Genomic DNA, 23,081 nt, shown 5'->3' with positions numbered 1-23,081 from the left:
ATTTATTTCCTTTGAAAGTAACAAAAAAACAGCGCGAAATGGTACCTTACCGCCCGAGTCAGGCCAATCTTTGCACCGATTATTTTTTTAAGGTTATCGATTATGAATTATCAATCAGTCGTAGAATCAGTTTTGGCAGAGATGCAGGATCCAAACTGTCTGCGTCCTTTAAGCACAGTTGCTGATATTGCAAGTGTGAAGGTTAATGACAGTTTTTTGGAAGTCTCTTTGATGATGCCGTATCCGGTCGGATCTTTTGGTCGGGGATTGGCCACGCTGGTGGAGGCACAGCTGGGCGGTCAGCTCGATGGGTTGCAACCCCGGGTAACTGTTGGTTGGCATGTGCAGCCGCAGGCTGCCAAAGGAGGCATTCCGACCATGCAGGAAGTTAAAAATATTATTGCGGTTGCCTCAGGTAAGGGAGGAGTCGGCAAGAGCACAACGGCTGTCAATCTTGCGCTGGCGCTCAAAAAAGAAGGCGCCAATGTCGGTTTGCTGGATGCAGATGTTTATGGTCCCAGTCAGGCCATGATGTTGGGGGTTCCACCGTCCACCCGCCCCGATACTGAGGATGACAAGTATATGTTGCCGGTGCTGGCGCATGGTATTCAGAGCATGTCGATGGCTTATCTGGTTGATGAGCAGACGCCAATGGTCTGGCGTGGTCCCATGGTCAGCAGTGCCTTGCAGCAAATGCTGATGCAGACCAAGTGGCAGCAGCTGGATTATCTCATCGTCGATATGCCACCAGGAACGGGTGATATTCAGCTGACCCTGTCACAAAAAGTACCGGCAACCGGTGCGGTGATCGTGACGACGCCGCAGGATATTGCCTTGCTGGACGCCAAAAAAGGTATAGAAATGTTCCGTAAAGTGAACATTCCGGTTCTTGGAATTGTCGAAAACATGGCCGTTCATGTCTGTTCCAATTGCGGTCATGAAGAACATGTTTTTGGTGAGTTGGGCGGGGCTCGCCTGGCGGATCAATACGACACCCGATTACTCGCCAGCATGCCCCTTGATATGGCAATACGGCAACAAGCCGATGGTGGTGAGCCCACGGTCATCAGCGAACCTGATAGCGAAGTCACCATACGTTATCAGCATGCCGCTCTGGCACTTGCGAGTGAGGTGGCTATGTTGACAAAATCAGCACCTAACATCCCATCCATTCAGATTTCAGATGATTAAACTTAATTAAGAGTGATATATGAAAAAAATAATAAACCTGGTTATGTTGTTGGCAACTCTGACAGTCCCTGTCAGCGTTTTTGCAGCTTCATCGCAGTCGTCATCTGATGGCCCGGAGGGTGATTCCGGAATATTGATTAAAGCATTGGGCAGTCAGGATCACTTCTATGGTCTTATCGGTCTGGCCAAATATGATAACTATGATAAGAACATGGGATATTTCGCATACGAGCGCTACGGCAAAATGGATGAGTTGGAGGGTAAATCGGATGACTCATTTCGGGTATCACGGTTTTCGTTGAAGGGAGATGCTTATGCGTCTGCTACGGAGCCGGCAAAGTGGAGTTTTACCGGTGCCAAAGTCGATCTTTATTATGCAACCACAGAGGCTGAAAACGATTATGAGTGGAAAAACTTTGGAATCGGATTGGGCGCAGTGATGACACCGGTGCCAGGTTTGAAGGATTTTCATATAACCCCTGGTGTGCAATATGAGAGCAAGTATCTGAGTTTCGATTGGTCAAAAGACCAGGATGCTCAGTATGACTGGTATGTCGATGCAGAAATCTACGTGTCGAAACGTTTGGCGATTGTGGGTCAATATAACCGGTTTATGGTTGGCGAGCTGTTTGATGGTGAAGAGCTGCAGGAGATGGTGATGGTTGGTTTCAGGTTTTTTCTGTGACCGGGATTGAAGTCCAGATCTTTTGATTTTTTCCGATCATTTTTCTATTCGACTGGAAACCTACGTAACAGATCAATTTTGATCAAGCAGGGTTAGATGCCATACCTTTGATGTTGGGGTTTGGCATCAGTGCTATATATGTCAGCAGGCTCTGGAATAGTTACTGTGACTGTGGATTACGGTTGATGAGCGAGAGTCTCTGGTATCCATCTCACTTCTGTCATGGTGCCGGATGCAAAATTACTCAGATTTTGAATGGTTATCCTGGCAATTGCCTGTAATGCTTCGCGGGTAAAAAATGCTTGGTGACCTGTGATGACGACATTTGGGAAGGTTAGTAGACGGGCAAAAATATCGTCCATTAACATGTCGTTGGAATAGTCTTCAAAAAACAAATTGGCTTCTTCTTCGTAAACATCCAGGCCGAGATAACCGATTTTTTCGCTCTTGAGTCCATCAATCACGGCTTTCGTATCAATCAGGCCTCCTCTGGAGGTATTGATGATCATTACTCCAGGTTTCATTTTTTCAATCGTATTTTGATTGATCAGATGCTGTGTCGCCGGCATGAGTGGGCAATGCAGGCTGATAATATCCGCCTGTTGCCAAAGCTCATCCCTGTCAACATAGGTGCCGAGCGCTTCCATGTCCGGGTTTTGGTAAGGATCGGAAGCGATAATCTGACACCCAAAGCCATGCATAATCTTAGCAAATGCGACACCTATTTTGCCGGTACCGATCACTCCGACGGTTTTACCATGCATATCAAACCCCAAGAGTCCGTTAAGGGAGTAATCATTTTCCCTGACCCGATTGAATGCTCTGTGGATGTTACGGTTGAGATCCATGATCAATGCAACAGCATGTTCAGCTACTGCATATGGAGAGTATTCCGGCACCCGGGCAACCGGTAAGCCCAACTCACGACATTTATTGAGATCAATATTGTTAAAGCCGGCGCAACGCATGGCGATCATTTTGATGCCGGCATGATGAAGGTTTGTGATGGTCTCGTCATCCAGAACATCGTTTACGAAGCAACAAACTACATCAAATCCTTCTGCCAGTGCGGCTGTTTGGGCCGACATATGGGTGTCAAAAAACACCAGTTCCTGCTGGCCCTGATTGGCAGCCTCAAGGTGCTTTTGATCATATGGTTTGGTAGAAAAAACGGCCACTTTCATAACATAGTCCAGCAAGGTGAGTATCTGGAAATGGTGGCTTATTGATCAGAGAGGATCAAGTATTTGTCTTTATCAGCGATGTTTCCGATGCCTGTTTCGCCCGAGGGGCAAAATGAGTCATTGGAAATTCTGAGAACGATAAAAACCACAGCACTCTTCAAGGTGCTTAAACCAATCTGTGTTCGGGTGGCATTCAGCGTCGAGCTGAATGCTCTGAGGGATTACCGGCTACCCTGAATAGGTTTTCCATCGAAGGTGCCGGAAATCATCTCAATTCGATCAATGATCTTATCTTTTTTATAGTGTTCAAATTGAATTGGGATGTAGCCATAATCTTTTGCCAGCCAGACAAAATAATCTTCTTTTTTGTCTACCCCGCGAACTTGTCTGACCTTCACCGTCAGCAACTTGCCGGTGGCTGTGTTCAGCCATTCTTCGCCAACGACCTGATAACTGTAGATCAATGGCCTTTTGTAGCGAATAACCTGAAACTCAATATCGCTTTTGCCTTCGCGTATCTGGTTGGCCAGATGGATTTGGTAGGAGTGCGGATCAAATACGGCCGCTTTCAGGTCAAGAGTGCGCTGGTCTTTGTCGACCGTTATGGAGATTTTGTTGTTTTGCCGGTCAAAAGTGATTTCCTTTTTTTCTGAGAAAAAGCTGAAGTGGGAATCGCTTTGAAAATGAACGGGTAGTACTTGGTTTTGCTGAACGGAAAACTCAGATGTTTCCTCAATGCCTGCCCAGGAACCGTCTGCCATCAACTGAAACTGCCAGTTTTCGTTGGGCAGTTTCACCAGGCTTTGAGTTCCGGACATGGTAACGCTGATTGGGCGAAAGCGCTCGGCTTTGAGCTTCATTCTGAACTCGGTCAGACCTTCTGCCTGCGCTGATGATGCTGTGAGGATGATGATAATCGGCATTGCCAAAAAACAAGAAAGCCTTCTGATCATCGCCTTTGCCAGACTATCGGGCGTCAATAATTTTGCCGTATTGCTCAAGAATGTTCCCATCGAAATATGCCTGACCCTCAATCATGCTGAGCCTGTTTTCAGTAAACCACTTTACTGCGAGTGGGTAGATGATGTGTTCCTGTTGCTGAACCTTGACTGACAACGACTTGGCATCGTCATCAGCAGCAATAGAGACCACAGCCTGAATGATGTTGGGCCCGTCGTCCAGTTCAGCGGTCACAAAATGAACGGTGCAACCATGTTCTTTATCACCGGCATCAATGGCGCGCTGGTGGGTGTCGAGGCCTTTATATTTCGGTAGTAATGCAGGGTGGATATTGATTAGTCGACCCATAAACTGCTGTACAAACTCGGGCGTCAGGATGCGCATGAACCCCGCCATGACCACGACGTCTGGTGTAAAGGCCTCGATCGTGCGGGCCAGCATCTGGTCGAATGCTTCGCGTGAAGCAAATACCCGGTGATCAAGAATGATGGCAGGAATGCCCGCAGTGCGGGCCCGTTCAAGACCAAACGCATCTGCGCGGTTGGAGATGACGGCGCGTATTTCGCCATTAATATGTCCCTGCTGAACCTGGTCGATGATGGCCTGGAGATTGGAGCCGCTGCCCGAGATCAGTACCACGATGCCTGACTTTGGGTTCACGCTTTGATTCCTCTTAGCTCAACGCGTTCAGCTGTATCGTCGCAGGATGCGGTTTTACCAATAATGACAGGTGTTTCGCCGGAAGAGCGAAGGCTTTCCATAACCTGGTCTACCTGATCACTGGCGACAATACATATCATGCCAATTCCACAGTTAAAGGTTCTGAACAATTCCCAGTCGGTTATGTTGCCGTTTTCCTGTAACCAGTCAAAGATGGCTGGGCGTTGCCAGCTTGTGGTCTCAATAATGGCTTTTACCCGGTCAGGCAGGATGCGGGGAATGTTTTCCTGAAAGCCTCCACCGGTGATATGAATCAGGCCTTTGATGCCCGAAGTGTTACGTATTGTCTTGAGTAGCGGTTTAACATAGAGCCGGGTGGGTTGCAGCAGGGTCTGTCCGAGAGTGCTGTCACCAAAACGTTGATCCAGTTTTGCTCCGGCCACGTCAATCACTTTGCGAATAAGGGAATAACCATTGGAGTGCGGGCCGGAAGAAGGCAGGCCAATAATCGTGTCGCCGTCGGCAATCGCAGAGCCATCAATGATATCGTCTTTTTCCACCACGCCGACACAAAATCCGGCCAGATCATAGTCGTTATCATGGTACATACCTGGCATTTCAGCAGTTTCGCCACCAACGAGCGCACATCCGGACTCTTCACACCCTTTGGCAATACCGGTGATCACTTCAGCTGCGGTTTCAACATCCAGAGCTCCGGTGGCATAGTAGTCGAGGAAAAACAATGGCTCGGCACCGCAAACCACCAGATCATTTACACACATGGCAACCAGATCAATACCGATGGTATCGTGCTTCTTCATATCCAGGGCCAGTTTGAGTTTGGTTCCAACGCCGTCTGTGCCGCTGACCAGTACCGGCCGGCGGTAGCCTTCCGGAATTTCACACAATGCGCCAAACCCTCCAAGTCCTCCCAGAACTTCAGGGCGTTTAGTCCTGGCTGTAACGGATTTTATTTTTTCTACCAGAGCATTACCGGCATTAATATCGACACCGGCGTCTGCGTAACTTAATGATGTTTTGTCTGTGTCAGCCATATACTGGTCTCCAGAAAAAGAGGTCTCGGATTGGAAGCGGCGCGCATTCTATCACCGGTGAAGCAAGTTTTGTCACATAGCACTGTTTTTTTATCGCTCGTTTGTCACAATAGTTATCAAAGTTAATTGGGCTGAAGGTTATTTTATGGAGTTAAGGTCTCTGTGCAGACGTTTTATCTTTCTCGGAGCTTTGTGTTTGGGGATGTCTTCCCTGACACAGGCAGCCACAAAAGTTACTGATTTATATGAAATCTCTGAAGTGATTGCCGTAGGGGCTTCTACCAGAGAACAGCATCAGTTGATGGCGCAAGGCCTGGCCAAGGTGTTTGCTAAAGTCAGTGGTGATGAAGCTGTGTTGGCGGATGACGATATCAATAAATATCTGCAGGATGCTCAAAGCTACCTATTGTCTTTCAGTTTTGAGGCGAATACTGAGAAGAGAGTAAATGCACTTGGTGAGGTGGTAGATACCCAGAGGTTGAAGATGTCATTTGATCCTAGCCGGGTTAATGCCAGTCTGACCAGCCTGGGGTTTCCCGTTTGGAGTGCGCGACGTCCCGATATCATGATATGGGTGGCTTCCAGTAATAATGGTGTGAGAGAGATATTATCTGCAGACTCCAGTCTGGCTATGGCGGATAAGGTCCAGCAGCTGGCTGATGCCCGCGGCCTTCCGGTCGTACTGCCTCATGGTGATCTGGAAGATCAGCTATCGCTTGATGTTTCGGAGTTATGGGGATTGTTTGCAGATCCCGTGATGGCTGCTTCAGCCCGATATAGCGCCGATGCCATTCTGGCCGGTCGAGTGGAATCCGTTAATGACCAGCAATGGCGTTCGACCTGGCTGTTCATTTTTAATGGTGAACAACGGAAATACACCGTCAACGGTAAGTCTGAGGAAGATATTGTTGATCAAGTGTTGGGGCAGATTTCCAGTCGTTTGTCTGGTCAATATGCGGTTTATTTGAACAGTCTGTTCCAGGATCGTGTGGTGCTGAGAATTTCCGGTGTTAATAATTTAAGACAGTACCATTCAGTGCTCCAGTATGTTGAAAACATGACGGGAGTGAGTTCACCACTGGTGGTGTCTGTCACTGATGACATTTTGCGCATTCAGGTAGACGTTTCTGGCGATGTACAGCAGTTGCGGGATTTGATTGCACTGGATTCGCGTCTGGTTCCGGAGCAGTATTTTGCTTCTGCAGTTGGTCAGGAACCTTCAAATGAACTTCGCTACGTTTGGAACCCCTGATTCCGATGGCGACTAAAAAGGATTTAATGGTGATTTCTGATACACAAAAATGGTTGGTTCTGGTCAGTGTGTTGCTTTTCGGCATATTTATTTATCTGCTTTCGCCGATTTTGTCCCCATTTCTTGTGGGGATTGCACTGGCTTATATGGGAGATCCGCTGGTTGATCGTCTGGAAAAGCTAAAGCTCTCGCGGACTCTGTCCGTTGTGGTGACTTTTGCAGTGTTGCTGCTGATTCTGGTGGCGATTGGTTTGATCCTGGTGCCCAAGCTTGCCTCACAGTTTCGCTTTCTGGCAGAGATCGGACCTGAGGCCATAGTGCGCTTCCAAAAAGAAGCCATTCCCTGGATCAATCAAAACATTGGTATCGATCTTGATGCCATAGACTGGTCGTCGTTAGGCGCAACCATAAACTGGAAGGAGACCGGGTCTATTGTGACCAAAACCCTTGCCAGAGTAACCACATCAGGCATCGCTGTGGCAGCGTTTATCGGTAATCTGGTTCTGATTCCGGTGGTAACCTTCTATCTGCTGCGAGACTGGGACATTATGGTTGAGCGGATTGGTGATCTGATTCCGCGAAACTACTATCAGAGATGTACAAAGGTCGCCTATGAATGTCACGAAATGTTAGGTGCCTTTTTACGCGGACAGTTATTGGTGATGCTGGCATTGGGGGTTATGTACTCTATCGGACTCTGGGTTGTTGGTCTCAAACTGGCACTGTTGATTGGATTGGTGGCTGGTCTTGCCAGTATTGTTCCCTACATGGGGTTTGTGGTGGGAATTGGGTTCGCTTTGATTGCCGCCATGTTGCAGTTCCAGGATTGGATGCCGTTAGTATGGGTTTGTCTGGTGTTTGCGATAGGACAAATGGTCGAAGGCATGTTGTTAACTCCATTATTGGTGGGTGATCGAATCGGGCTTCACCCTGTGGCAGTTATTTTTGCTGTGCTCGCCGGCGGACAATTATTTGGTTTTGTGGGTATTCTGATCGGATTGCCTGTAGCGGCAGTGATTATGGTGTTGTTGCGGCATTTGCATGCCAACTATAAGGGCAGTTCATTGTACGGGAAGCCATGAAACCAGTTCAGTTACCTCTCGCCGTTAAATTGCCTGAGCCTCTGGCTCTGGAGCATTTCTATGCCGAGGGTAACGAGGAGCTATTGAACAGCCTGTCCGGTTTTGTCGGGAATGAAGAGCATCTGCTGTTCATCTGGGGAGAATCCGGGGCCGGACGAAGCTATCTGCTGCAGGCCATGTGCAGAGAGCACAATGCGTTTTATTTTTCCTTTCGCGATACCGTCAACTGTGACCCTTCCTTGATGGATGGCTTGGAGCAGTACTCTCTGGTTTGTATTGATGATGTGCATCTGCTGTCAGGCAAATCGCGCTGGCAGGAGGCCATGTTCAGTCTATTTAACCGTACCCGCCAGTTGAAAAGACAGTTGTTGCTGGCTGCTGATGTCTCTCCGGGGGAGTTGTCCCTGGAAATGTCTGACTTGGTCAGTCGTTTCAGCTGGGGATTGATTTTTCGATTGCATGCCTTGAACGATAGTCAGAAGGTCCGGGCTTTGATTGCCCGGTCGGAACGAAAGGGGCTGAACCTGACGCCAGAGGTTGCCCGTTATATTGTGACGCATTTTCCACGCGATGTTGGTAGCTTATTCCAGATGCTGGATACATTGGATCTGGCTTCTTTGACGCAACAGCGCCGTATTACCATTCCGCTGATCAAAGAAGTGATTGGTTAGCGTTGTTTTTGACCAAAGTCTGCCCAAAGTCTTTGCATTACCAGGACCTGATCTTCTGCTGAACTGAAGGATAAATTATTGGACTCCAGCAAATAACGTCTTTCCTCATCGAAGTCGCTGCGGCTGATTTCAGGGAACAGCTCAAACAATGACCGGATTTCAAAAGGAATATCTTTGTTATAAGCATCATAAAGGGCTTCAAGCCAGATAGTGGCTGCATCAGTGTCTTCCACGTAGACGATGCCCTGTTCAACATCCAGATCCAGTTCACGGATCACATCAATAGCGGGTTCTCCGAGTTGGTACAAATCCTCTCTGGTCTTGTTTAAGTGACTCTCAAGGCTGGCATCCCACTCCGTCCAGTCATCCTCTGGTTTGATAAATATACTTTTGTAGCAGCCGTCATGCAGTGTCCAACCCAGTGCAATGGGGTAGCTGCGCTCACTATAGCCAGAGGCTTCGAAACAAATAAAGACAGGATGTGTCAAAGTTAGATCCCTAATTGTTAAAGGCGTGTCTATAATACGGGTTCCAGGGGGCGTCTGTTAGCAAAAATTTATTCGTTATGAGTGAATATCGTGAAGCTGTCGGTGTGATCGGGCAGGGTGGTTTTCTGATTTGGGTTTCCCCGTTGTGTATGAAACCAATCGGATAACTGGTGCTCGTATCGGATTGATAAGTTGATCTAAGTTTATAAAAAAGAAGTTTTTCATTGGTAAAAGTATCGCAGATCGGTTATACCCCCGGCCGGCAATACGTGTTGGCATATGTTCACAAACCCTATGGGAGGAGTCCTGATGTCAGATCTAATAGAACGTGATTTCTATGCTCGAGATCTTGAGGAGCAGCGTTCGTTTTTACAGTATACGTGGTGTAACCACTGCATGGAGATGGATCTCGGGATGGTAAATCCAATTGAATATGAGCTGGATGGCATTATCTACGTAGAGGGTAATTGTAAAAAATGTGGTGAAAAAGTCGTCACCGAACTGGACGACGAGGAATAATCAGGGTTCATTGTGCAACAATCGATTTTATTTGAAGACGACTATCTTCTTGCGGTGGATAAGATCCCAGGCATGCTGGTGCATAAAAGCTGGCTGGACTCATCTGCCACTCAATTTGCTCAGAATCTGGCTGAGGAATACTGCGGGCAGAAATTACACACGTTGCATCGTTTAGATCGGCCAGCCAGTGGCGTTCTGTTGTTTGGTAAGAATCCGGACGTAGCTCGGACTATGTTAGGGCAGTTTTCTGAGCAACAAATCCGTAAATCTTATTTGGTTATTGCCCGTGGCTGGACAAAAGTATCGGGCGTTATTGACGCTCCTTTGGCTGAGGAGCTGGATAAGATCGCAGACAAATTTGCCAAAAAAGACAAACCGGCCAAAGAAGCAGTGACCGAATATTGCAAACTCGCTCATACCGAATTGGCGATACCGGTCAGTAAATATCCCAAGGCCAGATATTCTCTAGTGCTGGCAGAACCGAAAACCGGTAGAAAGCATCAGATCCGCCGTCATTTTCGAAAAATATCTCATCATCTAGTCAGCGATACCCGTCATGGTGACGGTCGTCATAATGACTTATTCATCCGTCATTTTGGTTGGAAGCAACTCGCGTTACGGGCCATGCAGGTGGAGTTTAAACATCCTGCCAATGGTCAGGATGTGGTAATTCATGCCGGGTTGACTGATTCATGGCGGGATATATTGACTCAGTTGGGTTGGTCCCGGCTGATCAATGTTCTGGATCATCCCATACCTGACTGGCTCCATCATATACAGTAGTTATGTCAAGTCGCCGAACTGGTATCTATGAAGAAGCACCCAACAGAGATGTAAATGTCTGGTCAGTTTTGAAAGGACTGTGGCCTTATCTGATGGATTATCGCGGGCGGGTCACAGCTGCTCTTGGATTATTGATTCTGGCGAAAATCGCAACCGTAACCATGCCTTGGGTGTTGAAGCATATTGTAGATGCTCTTGATACCGGTAAGGTGCAGATCGTTGTGGTTCCTCTTGCTTTGTTACTGGCCTATGGTGCGGTTCGGTTTGCGTCTGTGTTTTTAGGTGAATTGCGGGACGCAATATTTTCCCGTGTTACTGAACACACCATGCGTAAGACTTCGCTGGCGGTGTTTGAGCATTTACACAAACTGGAACTGGATTTCCATCTGAACCGCCAAACCGGGGGGGTGTCGAGAGATATTGATCGCGGAACCAGCGGTATCAGTTTTCTGCTGCGAACAGTGGTTTTTAATATTTTGCCCACGCTGTTCGAGTTGCTCATGGTGGCGGGCATTCTGTTTATCAATTTCAACGTCCTGTATGCGTTGATTACCGTGTCTTCGGTATTGCTGTATATATTTTTCACCATTCACACAACCGAGTGGCGTACCAGGTTTGTACGTGAAGCCAATCAGCTGGATTCCAGGTCCAATGCCCGCGCCATCGATAGTCTTCTGAATTATGAGACCGTCAAGTACTTCAATAACGAAGCCTATGAAAGCAGCCAATATGACCACCATCTGCAGCAGTGGGAAGCTGCACGGATGAGAAACCGCCTGTCACTGGCTGCATTGAACAGTGGTCAGGCGTTTATTGTTTCTGCAGCCGTAACTGTGATGATGATCATGGCAGGTTATGATGTTGCTGATGGGCAGGTTTCATTGGGCGATCTTGTCATGATTAATGCGTATATGATTCAGTTGTTTATTCCTCTTAATTTTCTGGGTTTTGTGTATCGCGAAGTACGTCGGGCGGTTGCTGATGTGGAAAACATGCTTGGTCTGCTGAACCGGAAACCTGCGGTCACGGATTCAGATAATGCAACGGATCTGGTAGTGCATCAGGGACATGTTGTTTTTGAGAATGTTTGTTTTGGATACAGTACTGAGAGAACAATAATTCATGACTTGAATCTGGAAATTCTGCCTGGCCAGAAAGTTGCGTTGGTCGGGCACAGTGGGTCAGGAAAATCAACGCTCGCGAGATTGATGTTTCGATTCTATGACCCTTCATCCGGCCGGATTAAGGTAGACGATCAATGCATTGCGGATGTAACACAGTCAAGCCTACGCAGTCATATTGGGGTGGTTCCACAGGACACTGTACTGTTTAATGACACCATTTTTAACAATGTCTGGTACGGCAATACACGGGCAAGTGACGCGGATGTCTGGCGGGCAATTGAAATGGCGCATCTTGGAGAGTTTGTTCGCCAGTTACCCAAAGGGGCTGATACATTAGTTGGAGAGCGAGGGCTAAAAGTATCGGGTGGTGAAAAACAGAGAATTGCGATTGCCAGAACCCTGTTGAAAGATCCGCCGATTCTGATTTTTGATGAAGCTACGTCGGCGCTGGACAGTAGAGCAGAAAAGGCAATATTGGATGCAATGGAGGAATTATCCCGAAACAGGACAACGGTGGTGATTGCTCATCGTTTGTCGACAATCGTGAACGCAGATCTGATTGTTGTGCTGGAGCACGGGCGGGTTTGTGAACTGGGTACTCACGGAGAGTTGCTGGTCAGTGGTGGTCCCTATGCTGAACTGTGGCAAATGCAGCAACAACAGGAATCTGAAAAACTCCTTAAAAAATAAAGGCTTGAGTTTAATATATTTGTCAATTACGCTAGCTAGAGTGTCATTGCAGGGGTCTGGGAGTGAGGTTCACTTGATTGACCAAAGATTCTGAAGATCGAGGAGGCACAATGACCAAGTCTGAACTCATCGAACGGATTGTCGAAAGACAAAATCAGTTATCGGTAAAGGATGTTGAACTTGCCATAAAAACCATGTTGGATCATATGGCACAAACACTGGCAAGCGGAGAGCGTATTGAGATACGCGGGTTTGGCAGTTTTTCATTGCATTATCGTTCTCCCAGGTTAGGTCGTAATCCTAAAACAGGGGAGTCCGTAGATTTGACTGGTAAGTTTGTACCGCATTTTAAACCCGGTAAAGAATTGAGGGATCTGGTAAATGCCCATATCGAAGAATGATCATGTGCAGACCTTAATAAGACCAGATTAGATGAATGATTAAATTTCTTGGTCGCATAGTTTTTATTGTCTTATTTTTGATTGTAACCGTTGCCGGTGTGGTTATCGGTATAGACAATCACCAACCTGTCTCGATTGCCTTTCTAAAGTTAAAAACTCCTGAATTACCTCTGTTTCTATGGCTGTTCATGGCATTAGGAATTGGTCTGTTTATTGGTGTTGTACTGGCCTCATATTATGGTTTGAGAGCCGGTCATCAGATCAGAAAACAAAAGAAAGAAATATCCGTGCTGAGAACCCAACTAACAGATATGCCCATTTCTGAACCCAAGGAGTGAGTGGGTAATATGAGCCTTGAAGTGGTGCTGTTTATCGCTCTGGCGCTTATTCTGCTGGCAGCGGGTATTACAATTGGTCGTAAATCATCTTTAAGTCTGTCCGGCAGTGTTGTACAGACAGTGCCTGTTATCGAACCCATTAACTTTGCAGAACCATCTGACAAATCCATTCAGCAAATGATGGATCAATTGCCTGTCACTCCAGAAACCGTTAAAGCTTATCTGAATGTCGCAAAGACGTTGAGACAAAAAGGTCAGTACGATCAATCCATCATGGTATATCAGCACTTGTTTGGTCGTGCGAATTTAGCCAAGGTTGTCAATCAGGAAATCCAGTTACACCTTGCCCAGGACTACTATAATCTGGGACTAAGCAATCGCTCAGAAAGCTTGCTTATGAATCTCGTCAAAGAAAATTCTGTGTTCAGATTTAAGGCCATTACAGAGTTGGTCAAAATTTATGAGCAGCAGAAGGACTGGCAAAACTGCATAAACTGGGGAAAGCAGTTTGGTCGCAAAATCAGCGAACAACAGAAAAAAGCGTTATCTCATCATTTTTGTGAGCTTGCGGAAGTGGATATTCGCAAGCGGGCATATGCATCAGCAGAAGGGCATCTTGCCAAAGCTTTGAGCGAAAACAAGCAAAGCTTTCGAGCTTGGTTGTTATATGCCCGCTTAATGCTTTTGTGGGACCATCCTAAAACTGCCATGAAGTACCTGCAAAAAGCTATTCATGCGAATCCGGTATTTATTGCGGAAGTTTTCAGCTTTATCGATCAGCAGGATATTACATCGTTTGCCCGGGATGTTCGTGAGATGATTCATGCCATTTCCGGGCTTGAAAAAATGCCCTCCGTCATGGCTGATAAATTAGTCAGAGATAAGCAATTGTTATTGTCATTGGGGCGGCAGGAGATAAATTCCAAGGTGGTCCAGTTACTGATCAATCAGGCTGATCTTACTAACGTTCCTGCCGATTTGGCCGCCATTATTCATTGGGCTGACAAACATCTTGTTTCCCATACTTCGCATCAATGCAGTCATTGTGGTTTTGAATTGAATAAACTGGAGTGGCAATGTCCAAGCTGTAAGTCCTGGGAAACGGTTGCGGATAAGCTGGACTGGGAAGCGCAACTTTCTCAAAGCCATCGTAAAGTCTTTTAGTTCGGGCCTTGTCTTTCTCCACACCAAAGGTCTGCTCGTCTTCCATTTTAATTTATACCGCAAGGAACCCAGTTAAGAATATTCGGGTGAATTTGGCGGGTATTCTGATTTTATTTTTGCTTATGACTGTTTTGTAGCAAAATGGCCCACCGTCAGGATTGCAGACAAGGTTATCTTTTTGAATTCACTATTGATCGTTAGTTGCCCTAAAGGCGTAGAACAGTTGTTGCTGGAGGAGTTAATCCAGCTGGGTCTTGAGCATCCGAAAGAAACGGTTGGTGCTATATCAGGATATGCCAGTGCCGAAGTGTATTATAGGATTCTGCTTTGGAGTCGCCTGGCCAGTCGTGTAGCACTAGTGTTGGCGAGTGGACCGGTGACTACGTTTGAAACACTCGCATTTCATATTAATACTGTGGATTGGACAGAGCATTTGCGTGCCAGCGGTAGCTTTAAAGTCCAGTTCAAGGGCGAACTAAAAGACATTCGCAATGAGGTTTTTGGAGCACAGAAAACCAAAGATGTCGTGGTTGACCAGTTTCGTCTTAAAACGGGCGTTCGGCCAAGTGTGCAAAAAGACCAACCCGATATCGTCATCGATATTCGAATCAAAAAAGGTCAGGCAACGATTGCCCTTGATTTATCCGGTGAACCTTTGCATCGGCGGGGTTATCGTCTGGCAGGTAGTAAGGCACCATTGAAGGAAAACCTGGCAGCCGCTGTGTTGTTAAGAGCCGGGTGGCCGATGATAGCGGCCAGGCAGGGGGCACTCGTTGATCCTATGTGTGGATCGGGTACTTTTCTGATTGAGGCTGCCTGGATGGCTGGTGATCGGGCACCTGGCTTGACCCGCCGTTACTTCGGTTTTAAGGGGTGGCTGCAACATGATCATGAGTTATGGAACCGGCTGTTGGAAGAAGCCCGTCAACGCAGAGCTGCGGGTGAGGCCGGTATTCCTCCGTTGCTTGGCTATGATGCCGATGCGGGGGTGATTCGCAATGCAAATGAAAATATTCATCGAGCCGGGCTCAAAGGGGTGGCCTTTGCTTACCATAAAGAGTTGGCAGAATGGGTGAAGCCGACTCATATCGACTTAAATCCTGGGCTGTTAATTTGTAACCCGCCCTATGGCGAGCGTCTTGGAGAAATAAATTCCCTTAAAGGGTTATACCGTTATCTTGGTCGCTTGCTGGTCAGTCAGCTGCTAGGTTGGCAGGCAGCGGTTCTGACCGGAAATCCCGACCTTGGGCATGCTATGGGTCTGCGGGCAGGAAAACAGTACCGCATATTTAACGGCTCCATTGATTGTAAGATCCTGACATTTGATATAGATGAGCAGGCTGTCAGGAAGTCTGAGAAAAAGTCTGAAGCTGGTCAGGTTGAGTTGAGCGAAGGCGCGCAAATGTTTGCCAACCGTCTGGCAAAAAATCTAAAAAAAGCCAAAAAATGGCCTCAAACCCTCAATACCGATGCCTATCGGCTTTATGATGCGGATTTGCCTGAATACTCAGTTGCGGTTGACCTTTATGGTAACTATCTGCATGTATCGGAATATAAAGCACCGGCGAAAATCCCTGAGGAAAAAACACAGGCCAGATTGGCGGATATCATGACAGCTTTGCCTCAGGTGATGCAGGTTCCAGAAGATCATATTTATCTCAAAGAGCGGAAGCGCCAGAAAGGTAAGCAACAATATGAGAAGTTTGCCGCTGTGAGCAAAGAGGTGATCGTCTCTGAGAATGGTCTGGAAGTGATTGTGAATCTTTCAGACTTTCTCGATACCGGTTTGTTTTTGGATCATCGTCCCATTCGCCATTACATTCAGACCCATAGTAAGGGCAAGTCATTTCTTAATCTGTTTTGTTATACCGGTGTTGCCAGTTTGCATGCTGCAAAAGGAAAAGCCTCCAAAACCACCAGTGTTGATTTATCCAAGACGTATCTGAAGTGGGCTCAACGGAACTTCGAACTGAACGGTTTCAGCGATCGTCACCACCAGTTTGTTGAAGCAGATTGCAAACAGTGGTTGCAGCAGGCGGCCAAAGAAGGTTCTAAATATGATCTGATTTTTATGGATCCACCGTCATTCAGCAATTCAAAGAAAATGATCGAAGTATTGGATATCCAGCAGGATCATAGTGAGCTGATCCATGGGGCAATGAAGCTGCTTTCTCAGGATGGGGTGCTGATTTTCTCCAATAATCAAAGAAAGTTTGTGCTCGATGAAACATTGACCATGCGTTTTGCCGTTGAGGATATTACCGCCCAGACAATTCCGTTGGACTTCGCCCGTACGCCCAATATTCACCGTTGCTGGATGATCAGACACCCTCGATAGATATCGACAGCAGAGCTTACTGGTTTCCCGTAATTGGTTTCAGCGGGAAATCAGTCAGAACGTTGTTTATTCCGTGATTTTTGAACTCTGTATACTTTGAATCGATTGTTTTGTTTCACCATTTGGCTATGACCAAAGAGACCTCTGAGTATTTTTGGGTAATCCAGATGGCGATTGGCAACGACCCAAAGTTCTCCATTTGTTCGGAGAGTATGGGCGGCCGTTTTAAACATCCAGTAAGCCAATTGCTCGGTTAACGTTGTACCCTGATGGAAGGGGGGATTGCAGAGAACCAGATCAAAGCTGTTTGGTCCATACGCCTGTAATCCGTTGCCCGCAGATACGGTAATATTGTCAATATTGTTCTGCCGGGCATTTTCCTGGCAACAGGCAACTGCCTGAAAAGATTCATCTACTGCCGTAATGTGCGCCTGCGTCAGGTTTCTGGCCATTACCAGAGACAACAGGCCATTACCGCAACCTGAGTCCGCAATGTGGGTAAATCCCTGGAGACTGGTCAGTTGTTCAAGTAAGAAGAGTGATCCGGAGTCTGGTCGATTTCCCGAAAATACATTGGGCGTTTGTTGCATGGACAGTTGATATTTGTCGAGCTGATAACCAGATTTGAATAAATCGATTGAGTGCTGGCGTTCATCCGTTTTACGAGCTTTCCATATTCTCGCTTTTTTTCGGCCTGGTAAAAATTCAACAGGTCCGAATATGTCCGCAACCATGTCAAACTGACTTTTGGTAATGTGTTTATCCATACCAGCCAGCCAGAGTTCCGCATTTACAGGTAGTAGATGATGCAGGCATTTCAGCTGCCAGCCGAAGAATTGATTGTTCTTTGGGATTCGCATGAGTGCCAAAGATACCCGGGCTGTTGGAATTTCATCTGCTCGGGTTATGTGAATATGCGCTGGGATTTGGTTTGCTGCAGCGTTCTCGTGGATCGCTGAAACCGACAAAAATGAGTCTGACCAGACGGTATCAATATATGTCGAAAGAGGAATGCTGAGCGCGCCAAAGTGATCATTGATGACGATAATTCGTTCAGCCGGAGATTGATGAAATATGTCCAGCAGATATTCATCTGCGGCATCCCAGGCGCGTAGATTGACACTCTGAGAGACTGAATCTCTCTTTAAAATAAATGTTCCTGCAGGTGTGTTAAAAAGAGGCTCAGTCATATACTTATTCATTGGTTATGCGGGAATGTTAACGATAATGTGAGATGTTTCCAACATTAGTTTGAATCGGTCTCACAATTGCGTACGGCCAAAAGTAGGGTGCCCAAGAACTGGAGGGAAACATAGAATGTAGGTGCCGCTAGGAAAAACCGAACCGTTTTTGTGGGCAGGATAACTCCCTTAAGTACTCTTTCCATTGTTCAGTTCTTTGTCGTGTGTGGCCCTTCCTATTTTACGTCACAAGGACATTTTATGAGCCCCATTGAGGAAAAATATACTGCCTCGTTTAGAGAACGGCTGCAGTTTATAGTGAAGAAAGTTGCGTACCCTTTAATATTTTTCCTGGTATCGGGGTTGGGTTATCTAGCTATTCGGAACGGTTGGGATTATGGAATGATTCTGTTTTCTAGTACGATCCTCTGTGTAGCTTATTTTATTGTGCTTGAGCAGATTATTCCGTTTAGAAGAGATTGGAAGCAAACTCCCAGGGAATGGAGAAGGGACGGAATGTATTTCGGCTTGATAATGTTGTATGGAGGGCTTGGAGAGGCAGCAGTCAGAGCTATTGCCGTCGATCTGAGTCCGGACACAAACAGTTGGCCCTTATGGTTTAACGTTTTGGTGGCAATTCTGGCCGGGTCTTTTGTTGGCTATTGGCAACATCGGCTGGAACACCGGGTTGACATTTTATGGCCCGTTCATGGCATACATCATGTCCCTGACAAGGTGAATATCACAAATAACAGTGTGGTTCATTTTATCGAACTGATATGCGGGACAATTCTGACTCAACTGGTCTTGCTGACAATTGGAATCAGTGACGAAGGGCTGTTGATATCAGGGTTGTTTACTATCATGCAGGGATACTTTATTCACACTAATTCGGATATTCGAATTGGGCGCTGGAATCATGTGCTGGCAAGCTGTGAACTGCATCGTTTTCACCATAGTAACTATGTTCCGGAAGCCGGCAATTTTGGCTCTGAGATAGTGTTGTGGGACAAGTTGTTTGGTTCCTATATTTATCGTCCAGATCAAAAACAGCTTGAAGTTGGAGTGGCGAAACCACATACCTTTCCTTCGCCATTCAATATTATTAAAGGCTGGTGGCACCCATTTCGATACTGGTTCCGTCGGGTAGGACGTCAACCGCCGTATTTTTATACTGAACGTAGCAAAATCCCAGTGAGGGATCGGCTTGAACATGCGACTCCCAGTGATTCACAATAGCCTTTTTGTGAGTGGGAAGACTGCATGTGGTATCAGAAGACAATCAGGCTGAAAGCCAGGAGTCGTGGATTTCATTTGGTAACGGACGAGATCGTTGCTCAATTGCCTGAGTTGAGATCCTTAAAAATAGGCCGGCTGAACATTTTCATTCAACACACGTCAGCATCATTGACCATCAATGAAAATGCTGATCCCAGTGTGAGAGGGGATTTCGAAACCTGGGCAAACTCAGCAGTGCCAGAGAACTTTCCTGGTTTCATTCATACCTATGAAGGTCCTGATGACATGCCTGCACATATTAAAGCTTCATTGTTTGGACCTTCAGTGGATGTTCCTGTCAGTAATGGCATTTTGGCGCTGGGTACCTGGCAGGGAATATACCTGTGCGAGCATCGTAACCATGGTGGTGGCCGATCATTAGTGTTGACACTCAATGGCTGTTAAGGGTGACTTAACAGCCAGGGGAGATTCTACATGTTGGGGTAGTTAGGGCCACCGCCACCTTCCGGCGTTACCCAGGTAATGTTCTGGCTGGGGTCCTTAATGTCACAGGTTTTACAATGCACGCAGTTTTGGGCATTAATTTGAAAGCGTGTCTCGCCATTCTCTTCAATTACTTCATATACCCCGGCAGGGCAATAACGTTGCGCCGGTTCATCAAAACGCTTCAGGTTAACTCTGATCGGAAGGTCAGGGTCCGCCAGTTGCAGGTGACAGGGTTGATCCTCTTCGTGGTTGGTATTTGACAGAAAAACAGACGAAAGCTTGTCAAAACTGAGAATGCCATCCGGTTTGGGATAATCGATGGGCGCGCAGTCTGCAGCAGGCTTAAGTTGGGCATAATCCGGAATTGGATCTCTCAGGGTCCAGGGGGTTTTGCCATTCAGGAGATTGATGTCCACAAATGCGTAGGCAGAACCGAGTATGTTCCCCCATTTATGCTGTGCTGGTCCGAAGTTTCGTTGTTGGTAAAGTTCCTCATAAATCCAGCTATTCTGGAAGGCAGTTGTGTAATCAGAAAGATCCACGCCGTTTTCAGCGCCATTTTTTATGGCTGTGAAAACCGATTCGGCTGCGATCATGCCAGACTTCATCGCTGTATGACTGCCTTTGATTTTGGCGAAGTTCAGGGTGCCGGCGTCACACCCGATCAGCAAACCACCGGGAAAATGCATGGTTGGCAGAGACTGTAAACCGCCTTTGGCAATGGCTCTGGCACCATAGGCAATGCGTTTGCCGTTGCGTAGATATTTGCTGAACTCCGGATGATGTTTCATGCGCTGCATTTCATCAAAGGGGCTGACATGTGGGTTGGAGTAAGACAAGTCTGTGATGAGCCCGATAACAACCTGATTGTTTTCCAGGTGATATAGAAAAGCCCCACCGGCTGAACTCGATTGTTTCAGCGGCCAGCCGGCAGAGTGAATTACCAGTCCTGGTTTATGCTGTTCCGCGGGGATATCCCACAATTCTTTAATGCCAATGCCGTAGTGTTGGGGGTCTTTGCTCTGATCAAGTTCAAAATCTGCAATCAATTGTTTGCCAAGATGACCTCTGGCGCCTTCTGCAAATAATGTAAATTTGGCGCGCAGCTCCATTCCGGGAGTAAAACTGTCTTTTTCGTTCCCTTGGCTGTCGATACCCATGTCACCGGTGACGATACCAACCACCTGTCCCTGTTCATTTTTAAGGAGCTGATGTGCTGTAAACCCCGGGAAGATTTCAGCGCCTAACTCCTCAGCCTGCTCTGCCAGCCAGCGACATAGATTTCCAAGAGAAATTACATAATTGCCGGTGTTATGCATGGTTTTGGGGGCAAATACCAGAGGGACGTTAATTGAGCCTTCAGCATCTTTGAGCACTAGTATTTTGTCATCACTGACCGGTGTGTTCAGAGGAGCCCCTTTTTCTTTCCAGTCAGGAATCAGTTCGTTCAGTGCCCGAGGTTCAAAGACTGCACCCGATAATATATGTGCGCCAACCTCGGAGCCTTTTTCAACAACACATACCGTCAGCTCTGTCTCAGTTTCTTTGGCCAACTGTAATATACGAATGGCCGCAGACAGGCCCGCAGGGCCCGCGCCAACGATGACTACATCAAAATCCATGGAATCGCGTTCCATAGCTTTACCTCCGGTTCGGGTCTTAGAGTTTAGGTTAAGATTCGGCTTTGCTGACAATAATCAAAGCATATCGATATTAAAATTTAAACAAGCGTTTGAAATCAGCGTTTGAATCGTTCTAATATCGGCCGAATGAGTGGAGAACTACCAACGAAATCCGGGATATTCTGGAAGAAACTTAGAATTTGTGCCAATGATTCATAAAAACGGGATGAAGAACCTATGAAAGTACTGGTCGCAGTGAAAAGGGTGGTGGACTATAACGTAAAGGTCCGTGTGAAACCCGATAATAGCGGTATTGATTTATCCAATGTCAAAATGTCCATGAACCCATTTTGTGAAATCGCAGTGGAAGAGGCGGTGCGGTTGAAAGAAAAAGGGGTGGTGGCTGAGATTGTGGTGGTGTCAATCGGCGAAGCAAAGGCAGAAGAACAAATTCGGGCGGCCATCGCCCTCGGCGCTGACAGGGGGATCCTGGTGCAGGCAGAAGGGCCTGTTTCCTCTCTGACCGCGGCGAAAACGTTGAAAGTTATTGCTGAGAAAGAACAGCCGGACATGGTTATTCTGGGCAAACAGGCCATTGACTCGGACAACAATCAAACCGGTCAGATGCTGGCGGCACTTATGGGGTGTGCGCAAGGCACCTTTGCCTCCAAGGTCGAGGTTGATGGCAATCAAGTACAGGTTACCCGAGAGATCGATGGCGGTCTGCAAACAATCAAATTGCAGTTGCCCGCAGTAATTACCACCGATCTGCGTCTTAACGAGCCAAGATACGCCAAGCTGCCGGATATCATGAAAGCCAAAAAGAAACCATTGGAAAAAATCACGCTTCAGGAGCTGGGGGTGGTTGCCTGCACATCATTGACTACGTTGAAAGTTGAAGCACCAGCGGAACGGTCTGCCGGTATAAAAGTCGCCAGTGTGGCGGATTTGGTCGAAAAGCTGAAAAACGAAGCGAAGGTGATCTCATGAGTATTTTAGTGATAGCAGAATATGCCGGTCAGGCGTTAGCACCTGTAACCTTAAATGTGATTGCTGCCGCTGCTCAGATCGGTGGTGATATTGATGTGCTGGTTGCTGGTTCAGATTGCTCCTCAGTTGCAGAAGAAGCTGCAAAAATTTCCGGCGTGACTAAAGTATTGTTGGCCGATCAGCCTGAGTTGGCTCATCTGTTGGCAGAAAATGTAGCTGAGTTGATCTTGTCTATCGCAGACAAATACAGCCATATCATTGCTCCGGCCACCACTAACGGTAAAAACTACCTGCCACGTGTTGCGGCACTGTTAGATGTTGAGCAAATATCTGAAGTGATTGCGGTGGAGGGTCCGGATACGTTTAAACGGCCTATATACGCAGGGAATGGTATCGCCACAATTCAGTCTACGGATGCCGTCAAAGTGCTGACTGTCAGGGGTACGGCTTTTGATCCAGTAGCTGCCGAAGGAGGTTCTGCCCAGATTGAGAGTGTTTCTGGTCAGTGCGACAAGGGTGTTTCTGAATATGTATCGGAAGAAGTGGCCAAGAGTGACCGCCCAGAGTTAACCGCTGCGAAAGTTGTAATATCGGGTGGGCGTGGTATGCAAAGCGGTGAAAACTTTGCCATGTTAGAGAGAATCGCTGACAAGCTTGGAGCCGCGGTGGGGGCGTCGAGAGCGGCAGTAGATGCTGGGTTCGTACCGAACGATATGCAGGTTGGTCAAACGGGGAAAATCGTTGCTCCGGATTTGTACATTGCGGTAGGTATTTCCGGTGCCATTCAACATTTGGCGGGTATGAAAGCCTCAAAGGTTATTGTGGCTATTAATAAAGATGAGGAAGCCCCAATCTTTCAAGTGGCTGACTATGGCTTGGTCGCAGATTTGTTTGAAGCGGTACCCGAGCTGGAAAAAGCACTTTAGTTATTTCCCTTCCGAAGTAACAGCCCGGTTTCTTCCGGGCTGTTGAGTATGT

The 23,081-nt window shown here is 47.0% G+C and carries 23 protein-coding genes; 16 read left to right on the top strand and 7 right to left on the bottom strand.

The genetic code is table 11. The features are described 5' to 3' along the window. Window positions 1-102: 102 nt before the first annotated feature. Both apbC and YC6258_RS17350 read left to right on the top strand, forming a co-directional pair. Window positions 103-1,191 (top strand): iron-sulfur cluster carrier protein ApbC, encoded by a 1,089-nt coding sequence (apbC, locus tag YC6258_RS17355; RefSeq protein ID WP_044618053.1) that lies wholly within the window; start codon window positions 103-105, stop codon window positions 1,189-1,191. Between the two features lie 19 nt (window positions 1,192-1,210). Then, window positions 1,211-1,876 carry a hypothetical protein gene (locus tag YC6258_RS17350; RefSeq protein ID WP_044618052.1) on the top strand — a complete coding sequence of 222 codons (666 nt, stop codon included), beginning with the start codon at window positions 1,211-1,213 and terminating at the stop codon, window positions 1,874-1,876. Window positions 1,877-2,052: 176 nt separating this feature from the next. Here the strand turns inward: YC6258_RS17350 and YC6258_RS17345 are convergent, their stop codons facing one another. The 4 genes from YC6258_RS17345 to purM all read right to left on the bottom strand — a co-directional run bounded on the left by YC6258_RS17345 (window position 2,053) and on the right by purM (window position 5,735). Continuing rightward, window positions 2,053-3,060 carry a 2-hydroxyacid dehydrogenase gene (locus YC6258_RS17345; RefSeq protein WP_044618051.1) on the bottom strand — a complete coding sequence of 336 codons (1,008 nt, stop codon included), beginning with the start codon at window positions 3,058-3,060 and terminating at the stop codon, window positions 2,053-2,055. A gap of 221 nt (window positions 3,061-3,281) precedes the next feature. Further along, the gene (locus YC6258_RS17340; RefSeq protein WP_082070777.1) at window positions 3,282-4,073 is read right to left on the bottom strand and encodes a DUF3108 domain-containing protein; all 792 of its coding nucleotides are present in this window, start codon (window positions 4,071-4,073) and stop codon (window positions 3,282-3,284) included. Continuing rightward, the gene (gene purN, locus YC6258_RS17335) at window positions 4,027-4,680 is read right to left on the bottom strand and encodes a phosphoribosylglycinamide formyltransferase (RefSeq protein ID WP_044618049.1); all 654 of its coding nucleotides are present in this window, start codon (window positions 4,678-4,680) and stop codon (window positions 4,027-4,029) included. Before purN ends, YC6258_RS17340 begins: the two co-directional genes overlap by 47 nt. Then, window positions 4,677-5,735 carry a phosphoribosylformylglycinamidine cyclo-ligase gene (gene purM / locus YC6258_RS17330; RefSeq protein ID WP_044618048.1) on the bottom strand — a complete coding sequence of 353 codons (1,059 nt, stop codon included), beginning with the start codon at window positions 5,733-5,735 and terminating at the stop codon, window positions 4,677-4,679. Before purM ends, purN begins: the two co-directional genes overlap by 4 nt. A 202-nt stretch (window positions 5,736-5,937) precedes the next feature. Here purM and YC6258_RS17325 point away from each other — a divergent pair, with 202 nt between their 5' ends. From YC6258_RS17325 to hda, 3 genes are read left to right on the top strand one after another with little or no spacing between them, the layout of a single operon-like run. Then, window positions 5,938-6,987: a DUF2066 domain-containing protein gene (locus tag YC6258_RS17325; RefSeq protein WP_044618047.1), complete on the top strand. Its 1,050-nt coding sequence runs from the start codon at window positions 5,938-5,940 to the stop codon at window positions 6,985-6,987. A gap of 5 nt (window positions 6,988-6,992) precedes the next feature. Further along, on the top strand, window positions 6,993-8,069 hold the full coding sequence (locus YC6258_RS17320) for an AI-2E family transporter (protein WP_245626954.1): 1,077 nt from the start codon (window positions 6,993-6,995) through the stop codon (window positions 8,067-8,069). Then, window positions 8,066-8,740, top strand: a complete 675-nt coding sequence (gene hda / locus YC6258_RS17315; RefSeq protein WP_044618046.1) for a DnaA regulatory inactivator Hda — start codon at window positions 8,066-8,068, stop codon at window positions 8,738-8,740. The genes YC6258_RS17320 and hda overlap by 4 nt, the downstream gene beginning before the upstream one ends. Here hda and YC6258_RS27485 read toward each other — a convergent pair. Beyond that, the gene (locus tag YC6258_RS27485) at window positions 8,737-9,228 is read right to left on the bottom strand and encodes a hypothetical protein (RefSeq protein ID WP_052830378.1); all 492 of its coding nucleotides are present in this window, start codon (window positions 9,226-9,228) and stop codon (window positions 8,737-8,739) included. The two genes, hda and YC6258_RS27485, sit on opposite strands and share 4 nt — an antisense overlap. 309 nt (window positions 9,229-9,537) lie before the next feature. Here YC6258_RS27485 and YC6258_RS17305 point away from each other — a divergent pair, with 309 nt between their 5' ends. The 7 genes from YC6258_RS17305 (at window position 9,538) to rlmKL (ending at window position 16,585) form a co-directional block, all read left to right on the top strand. Then, window positions 9,538-9,747, top strand: a complete 210-nt coding sequence (locus YC6258_RS17305) for a hypothetical protein (protein ID WP_082070775.1) — start codon at window positions 9,538-9,540, stop codon at window positions 9,745-9,747. 12 nt (window positions 9,748-9,759) lie between these two features. Next, window positions 9,760-10,530, top strand: coding sequence for a pseudouridine synthase (locus tag YC6258_RS17300; RefSeq protein ID WP_044618045.1), 771 nt, complete (start codon window positions 9,760-9,762; stop codon window positions 10,528-10,530). Window positions 10,531-10,532: 2 nt separating this feature from the next. Further along, the gene (locus YC6258_RS17295) at window positions 10,533-12,344 is read left to right on the top strand and encodes an ABCB family ABC transporter ATP-binding protein/permease (RefSeq protein WP_044618044.1); all 1,812 of its coding nucleotides are present in this window, start codon (window positions 10,533-10,535) and stop codon (window positions 12,342-12,344) included. 110 nt (window positions 12,345-12,454) lie between these two features. Continuing rightward, window positions 12,455-12,745, top strand: coding sequence for an integration host factor subunit beta (ihfB, locus tag YC6258_RS17290; RefSeq protein ID WP_044618043.1), 291 nt, complete (start codon window positions 12,455-12,457; stop codon window positions 12,743-12,745). A gap of 35 nt (window positions 12,746-12,780) precedes the next feature. After that, a complete protein-coding gene (locus YC6258_RS17285) occupies window positions 12,781-13,083 on the top strand; it encodes a LapA family protein (RefSeq protein ID WP_044618042.1) in 303 nt (100 codons plus the stop codon). A gap of 9 nt (window positions 13,084-13,092) precedes the next feature. Next, window positions 13,093-14,247, top strand: a complete 1,155-nt coding sequence (locus YC6258_RS17280) for a hypothetical protein (RefSeq protein WP_044618041.1) — start codon at window positions 13,093-13,095, stop codon at window positions 14,245-14,247. 178 nt (window positions 14,248-14,425) lie between these two features. After that, window positions 14,426-16,585 carry a bifunctional 23S rRNA (guanine(2069)-N(7))-methyltransferase RlmK/23S rRNA (guanine(2445)-N(2))-methyltransferase RlmL gene (gene rlmKL, locus YC6258_RS17275; RefSeq protein WP_245626953.1) on the top strand — a complete coding sequence of 720 codons (2,160 nt, stop codon included), beginning with the start codon at window positions 14,426-14,428 and terminating at the stop codon, window positions 16,583-16,585. A gap of 50 nt (window positions 16,586-16,635) precedes the next feature. Here the strand turns inward: rlmKL and YC6258_RS17270 are convergent, their stop codons facing one another. Continuing rightward, the gene (locus tag YC6258_RS17270) at window positions 16,636-17,775 is read right to left on the bottom strand and encodes a class I SAM-dependent methyltransferase (RefSeq protein ID WP_044618039.1); all 1,140 of its coding nucleotides are present in this window, start codon (window positions 17,773-17,775) and stop codon (window positions 16,636-16,638) included. 507 nt (window positions 17,776-18,282) lie between these two features. Between YC6258_RS17270 and YC6258_RS17265 the strand changes: the two genes are divergently transcribed. Then, window positions 18,283-19,005 (top strand): sterol desaturase family protein, encoded by a 723-nt coding sequence (locus YC6258_RS17265; protein ID WP_052830377.1) that lies wholly within the window; start codon window positions 18,283-18,285, stop codon window positions 19,003-19,005. 24 nt (window positions 19,006-19,029) lie between these two features. After that, the gene (locus YC6258_RS17260) at window positions 19,030-19,449 is read left to right on the top strand and encodes a secondary thiamine-phosphate synthase enzyme YjbQ (protein WP_044618038.1); all 420 of its coding nucleotides are present in this window, start codon (window positions 19,030-19,032) and stop codon (window positions 19,447-19,449) included. Window positions 19,450-19,475: 26 nt separating this feature from the next. Here YC6258_RS17260 and YC6258_RS17255 read toward each other — a convergent pair whose 3' ends face one another. Then, entirely contained in the window at window positions 19,476-21,128 is a 1,653-nt protein-coding gene (locus YC6258_RS17255; RefSeq protein ID WP_044618037.1) for an electron transfer flavoprotein-ubiquinone oxidoreductase, read from the bottom strand. Between the two features lie 222 nt (window positions 21,129-21,350). On the opposite strand from YC6258_RS17255, the gene YC6258_RS17250 reads away from it, so the two are divergent. Both YC6258_RS17250 and YC6258_RS17245 read left to right on the top strand, forming a co-directional pair. Continuing rightward, the gene (locus YC6258_RS17250; RefSeq protein ID WP_044618036.1) at window positions 21,351-22,103 is read left to right on the top strand and encodes an electron transfer flavoprotein subunit beta/FixA family protein; all 753 of its coding nucleotides are present in this window, start codon (window positions 21,351-21,353) and stop codon (window positions 22,101-22,103) included. Further along, window positions 22,100-23,029, top strand: a complete 930-nt coding sequence (locus YC6258_RS17245; protein WP_044618035.1) for an electron transfer flavoprotein subunit alpha/FixB family protein — start codon at window positions 22,100-22,102, stop codon at window positions 23,027-23,029. Before YC6258_RS17250 ends, YC6258_RS17245 begins: the two co-directional genes overlap by 4 nt. The last annotated feature ends 52 nt before the right edge of the window (window positions 23,030-23,081 follow it).

The sequence above is a fragment of the Gynuella sunshinyii YC6258 genome, from assembly GCF_000940805.1.
Taxonomy (GTDB): Bacteria; Pseudomonadota; Gammaproteobacteria; order Pseudomonadales; family Natronospirillaceae; genus Gynuella; species Gynuella sunshinyii.
The sequence above is the reverse complement of the archived record's forward strand: the minus strand, read 5'-3'. Positions and strand labels throughout refer to the sequence as shown.

Coding starts and splice junctions, on each gene's coding strand:
- YC6258_RS17265 (WP_052830377.1), top strand. CDS start 18,283: ATGTATTTCGGCTTGATAATGTTGTATGGAGGGCTTGGAGAGGCAGCA.
- YC6258_RS17280 (WP_044618041.1), top strand. CDS start 13,093: ATGAGCCTTGAAGTGGTGCTGTTTATCGCTCTGGCGCTTATTCTGCTG.
- YC6258_RS17345 (WP_044618051.1), bottom strand. CDS start 3,060: ATGAAAGTGGCCGTTTTTTCTACCAAACCATATGATCAAAAGCACCTT.
- YC6258_RS17250 (WP_044618036.1), top strand. CDS start 21,351: ATGAAAGTACTGGTCGCAGTGAAAAGGGTGGTGGACTATAACGTAAAG.
- apbC (WP_044618053.1), top strand. CDS start 103: ATGAATTATCAATCAGTCGTAGAATCAGTTTTGGCAGAGATGCAGGAT.
- YC6258_RS17350 (WP_044618052.1), top strand. CDS start 1,211: ATGAAAAAAATAATAAACCTGGTTATGTTGTTGGCAACTCTGACAGTC.
- YC6258_RS17255 (WP_044618037.1), bottom strand. CDS start 21,128: ATGGAACGCGATTCCATGGATTTTGATGTAGTCATCGTTGGCGCGGGC.
- YC6258_RS17305 (WP_082070775.1), top strand. CDS start 9,538: ATGTCAGATCTAATAGAACGTGATTTCTATGCTCGAGATCTTGAGGAG.
- ihfB (WP_044618043.1), top strand. CDS start 12,455: ATGACCAAGTCTGAACTCATCGAACGGATTGTCGAAAGACAAAATCAG.
- hda (WP_044618046.1), top strand. CDS start 8,066: ATGAAACCAGTTCAGTTACCTCTCGCCGTTAAATTGCCTGAGCCTCTG.
- YC6258_RS17295 (WP_044618044.1), top strand. CDS start 10,533: ATGTCAAGTCGCCGAACTGGTATCTATGAAGAAGCACCCAACAGAGAT.
- YC6258_RS17245 (WP_044618035.1), top strand. CDS start 22,100: ATGAGTATTTTAGTGATAGCAGAATATGCCGGTCAGGCGTTAGCACCT.
- YC6258_RS17325 (WP_044618047.1), top strand. CDS start 5,938: ATGTCTTCCCTGACACAGGCAGCCACAAAAGTTACTGATTTATATGAA.
- YC6258_RS17285 (WP_044618042.1), top strand. CDS start 12,781: ATGATTAAATTTCTTGGTCGCATAGTTTTTATTGTCTTATTTTTGATT.
- YC6258_RS17260 (WP_044618038.1), top strand. CDS start 19,030: ATGTGGTATCAGAAGACAATCAGGCTGAAAGCCAGGAGTCGTGGATTT.
- YC6258_RS17270 (WP_044618039.1), bottom strand. CDS start 17,775: ATGACTGAGCCTCTTTTTAACACACCTGCAGGAACATTTATTTTAAAG.
- YC6258_RS17340 (WP_082070777.1), bottom strand. CDS start 4,073: ATGGGAACATTCTTGAGCAATACGGCAAAATTATTGACGCCCGATAGT.
- YC6258_RS17320 (WP_245626954.1), top strand. CDS start 6,993: ATGGCGACTAAAAAGGATTTAATGGTGATTTCTGATACACAAAAATGG.
- purM (WP_044618048.1), bottom strand. CDS start 5,735: ATGGCTGACACAGACAAAACATCATTAAGTTACGCAGACGCCGGTGTC.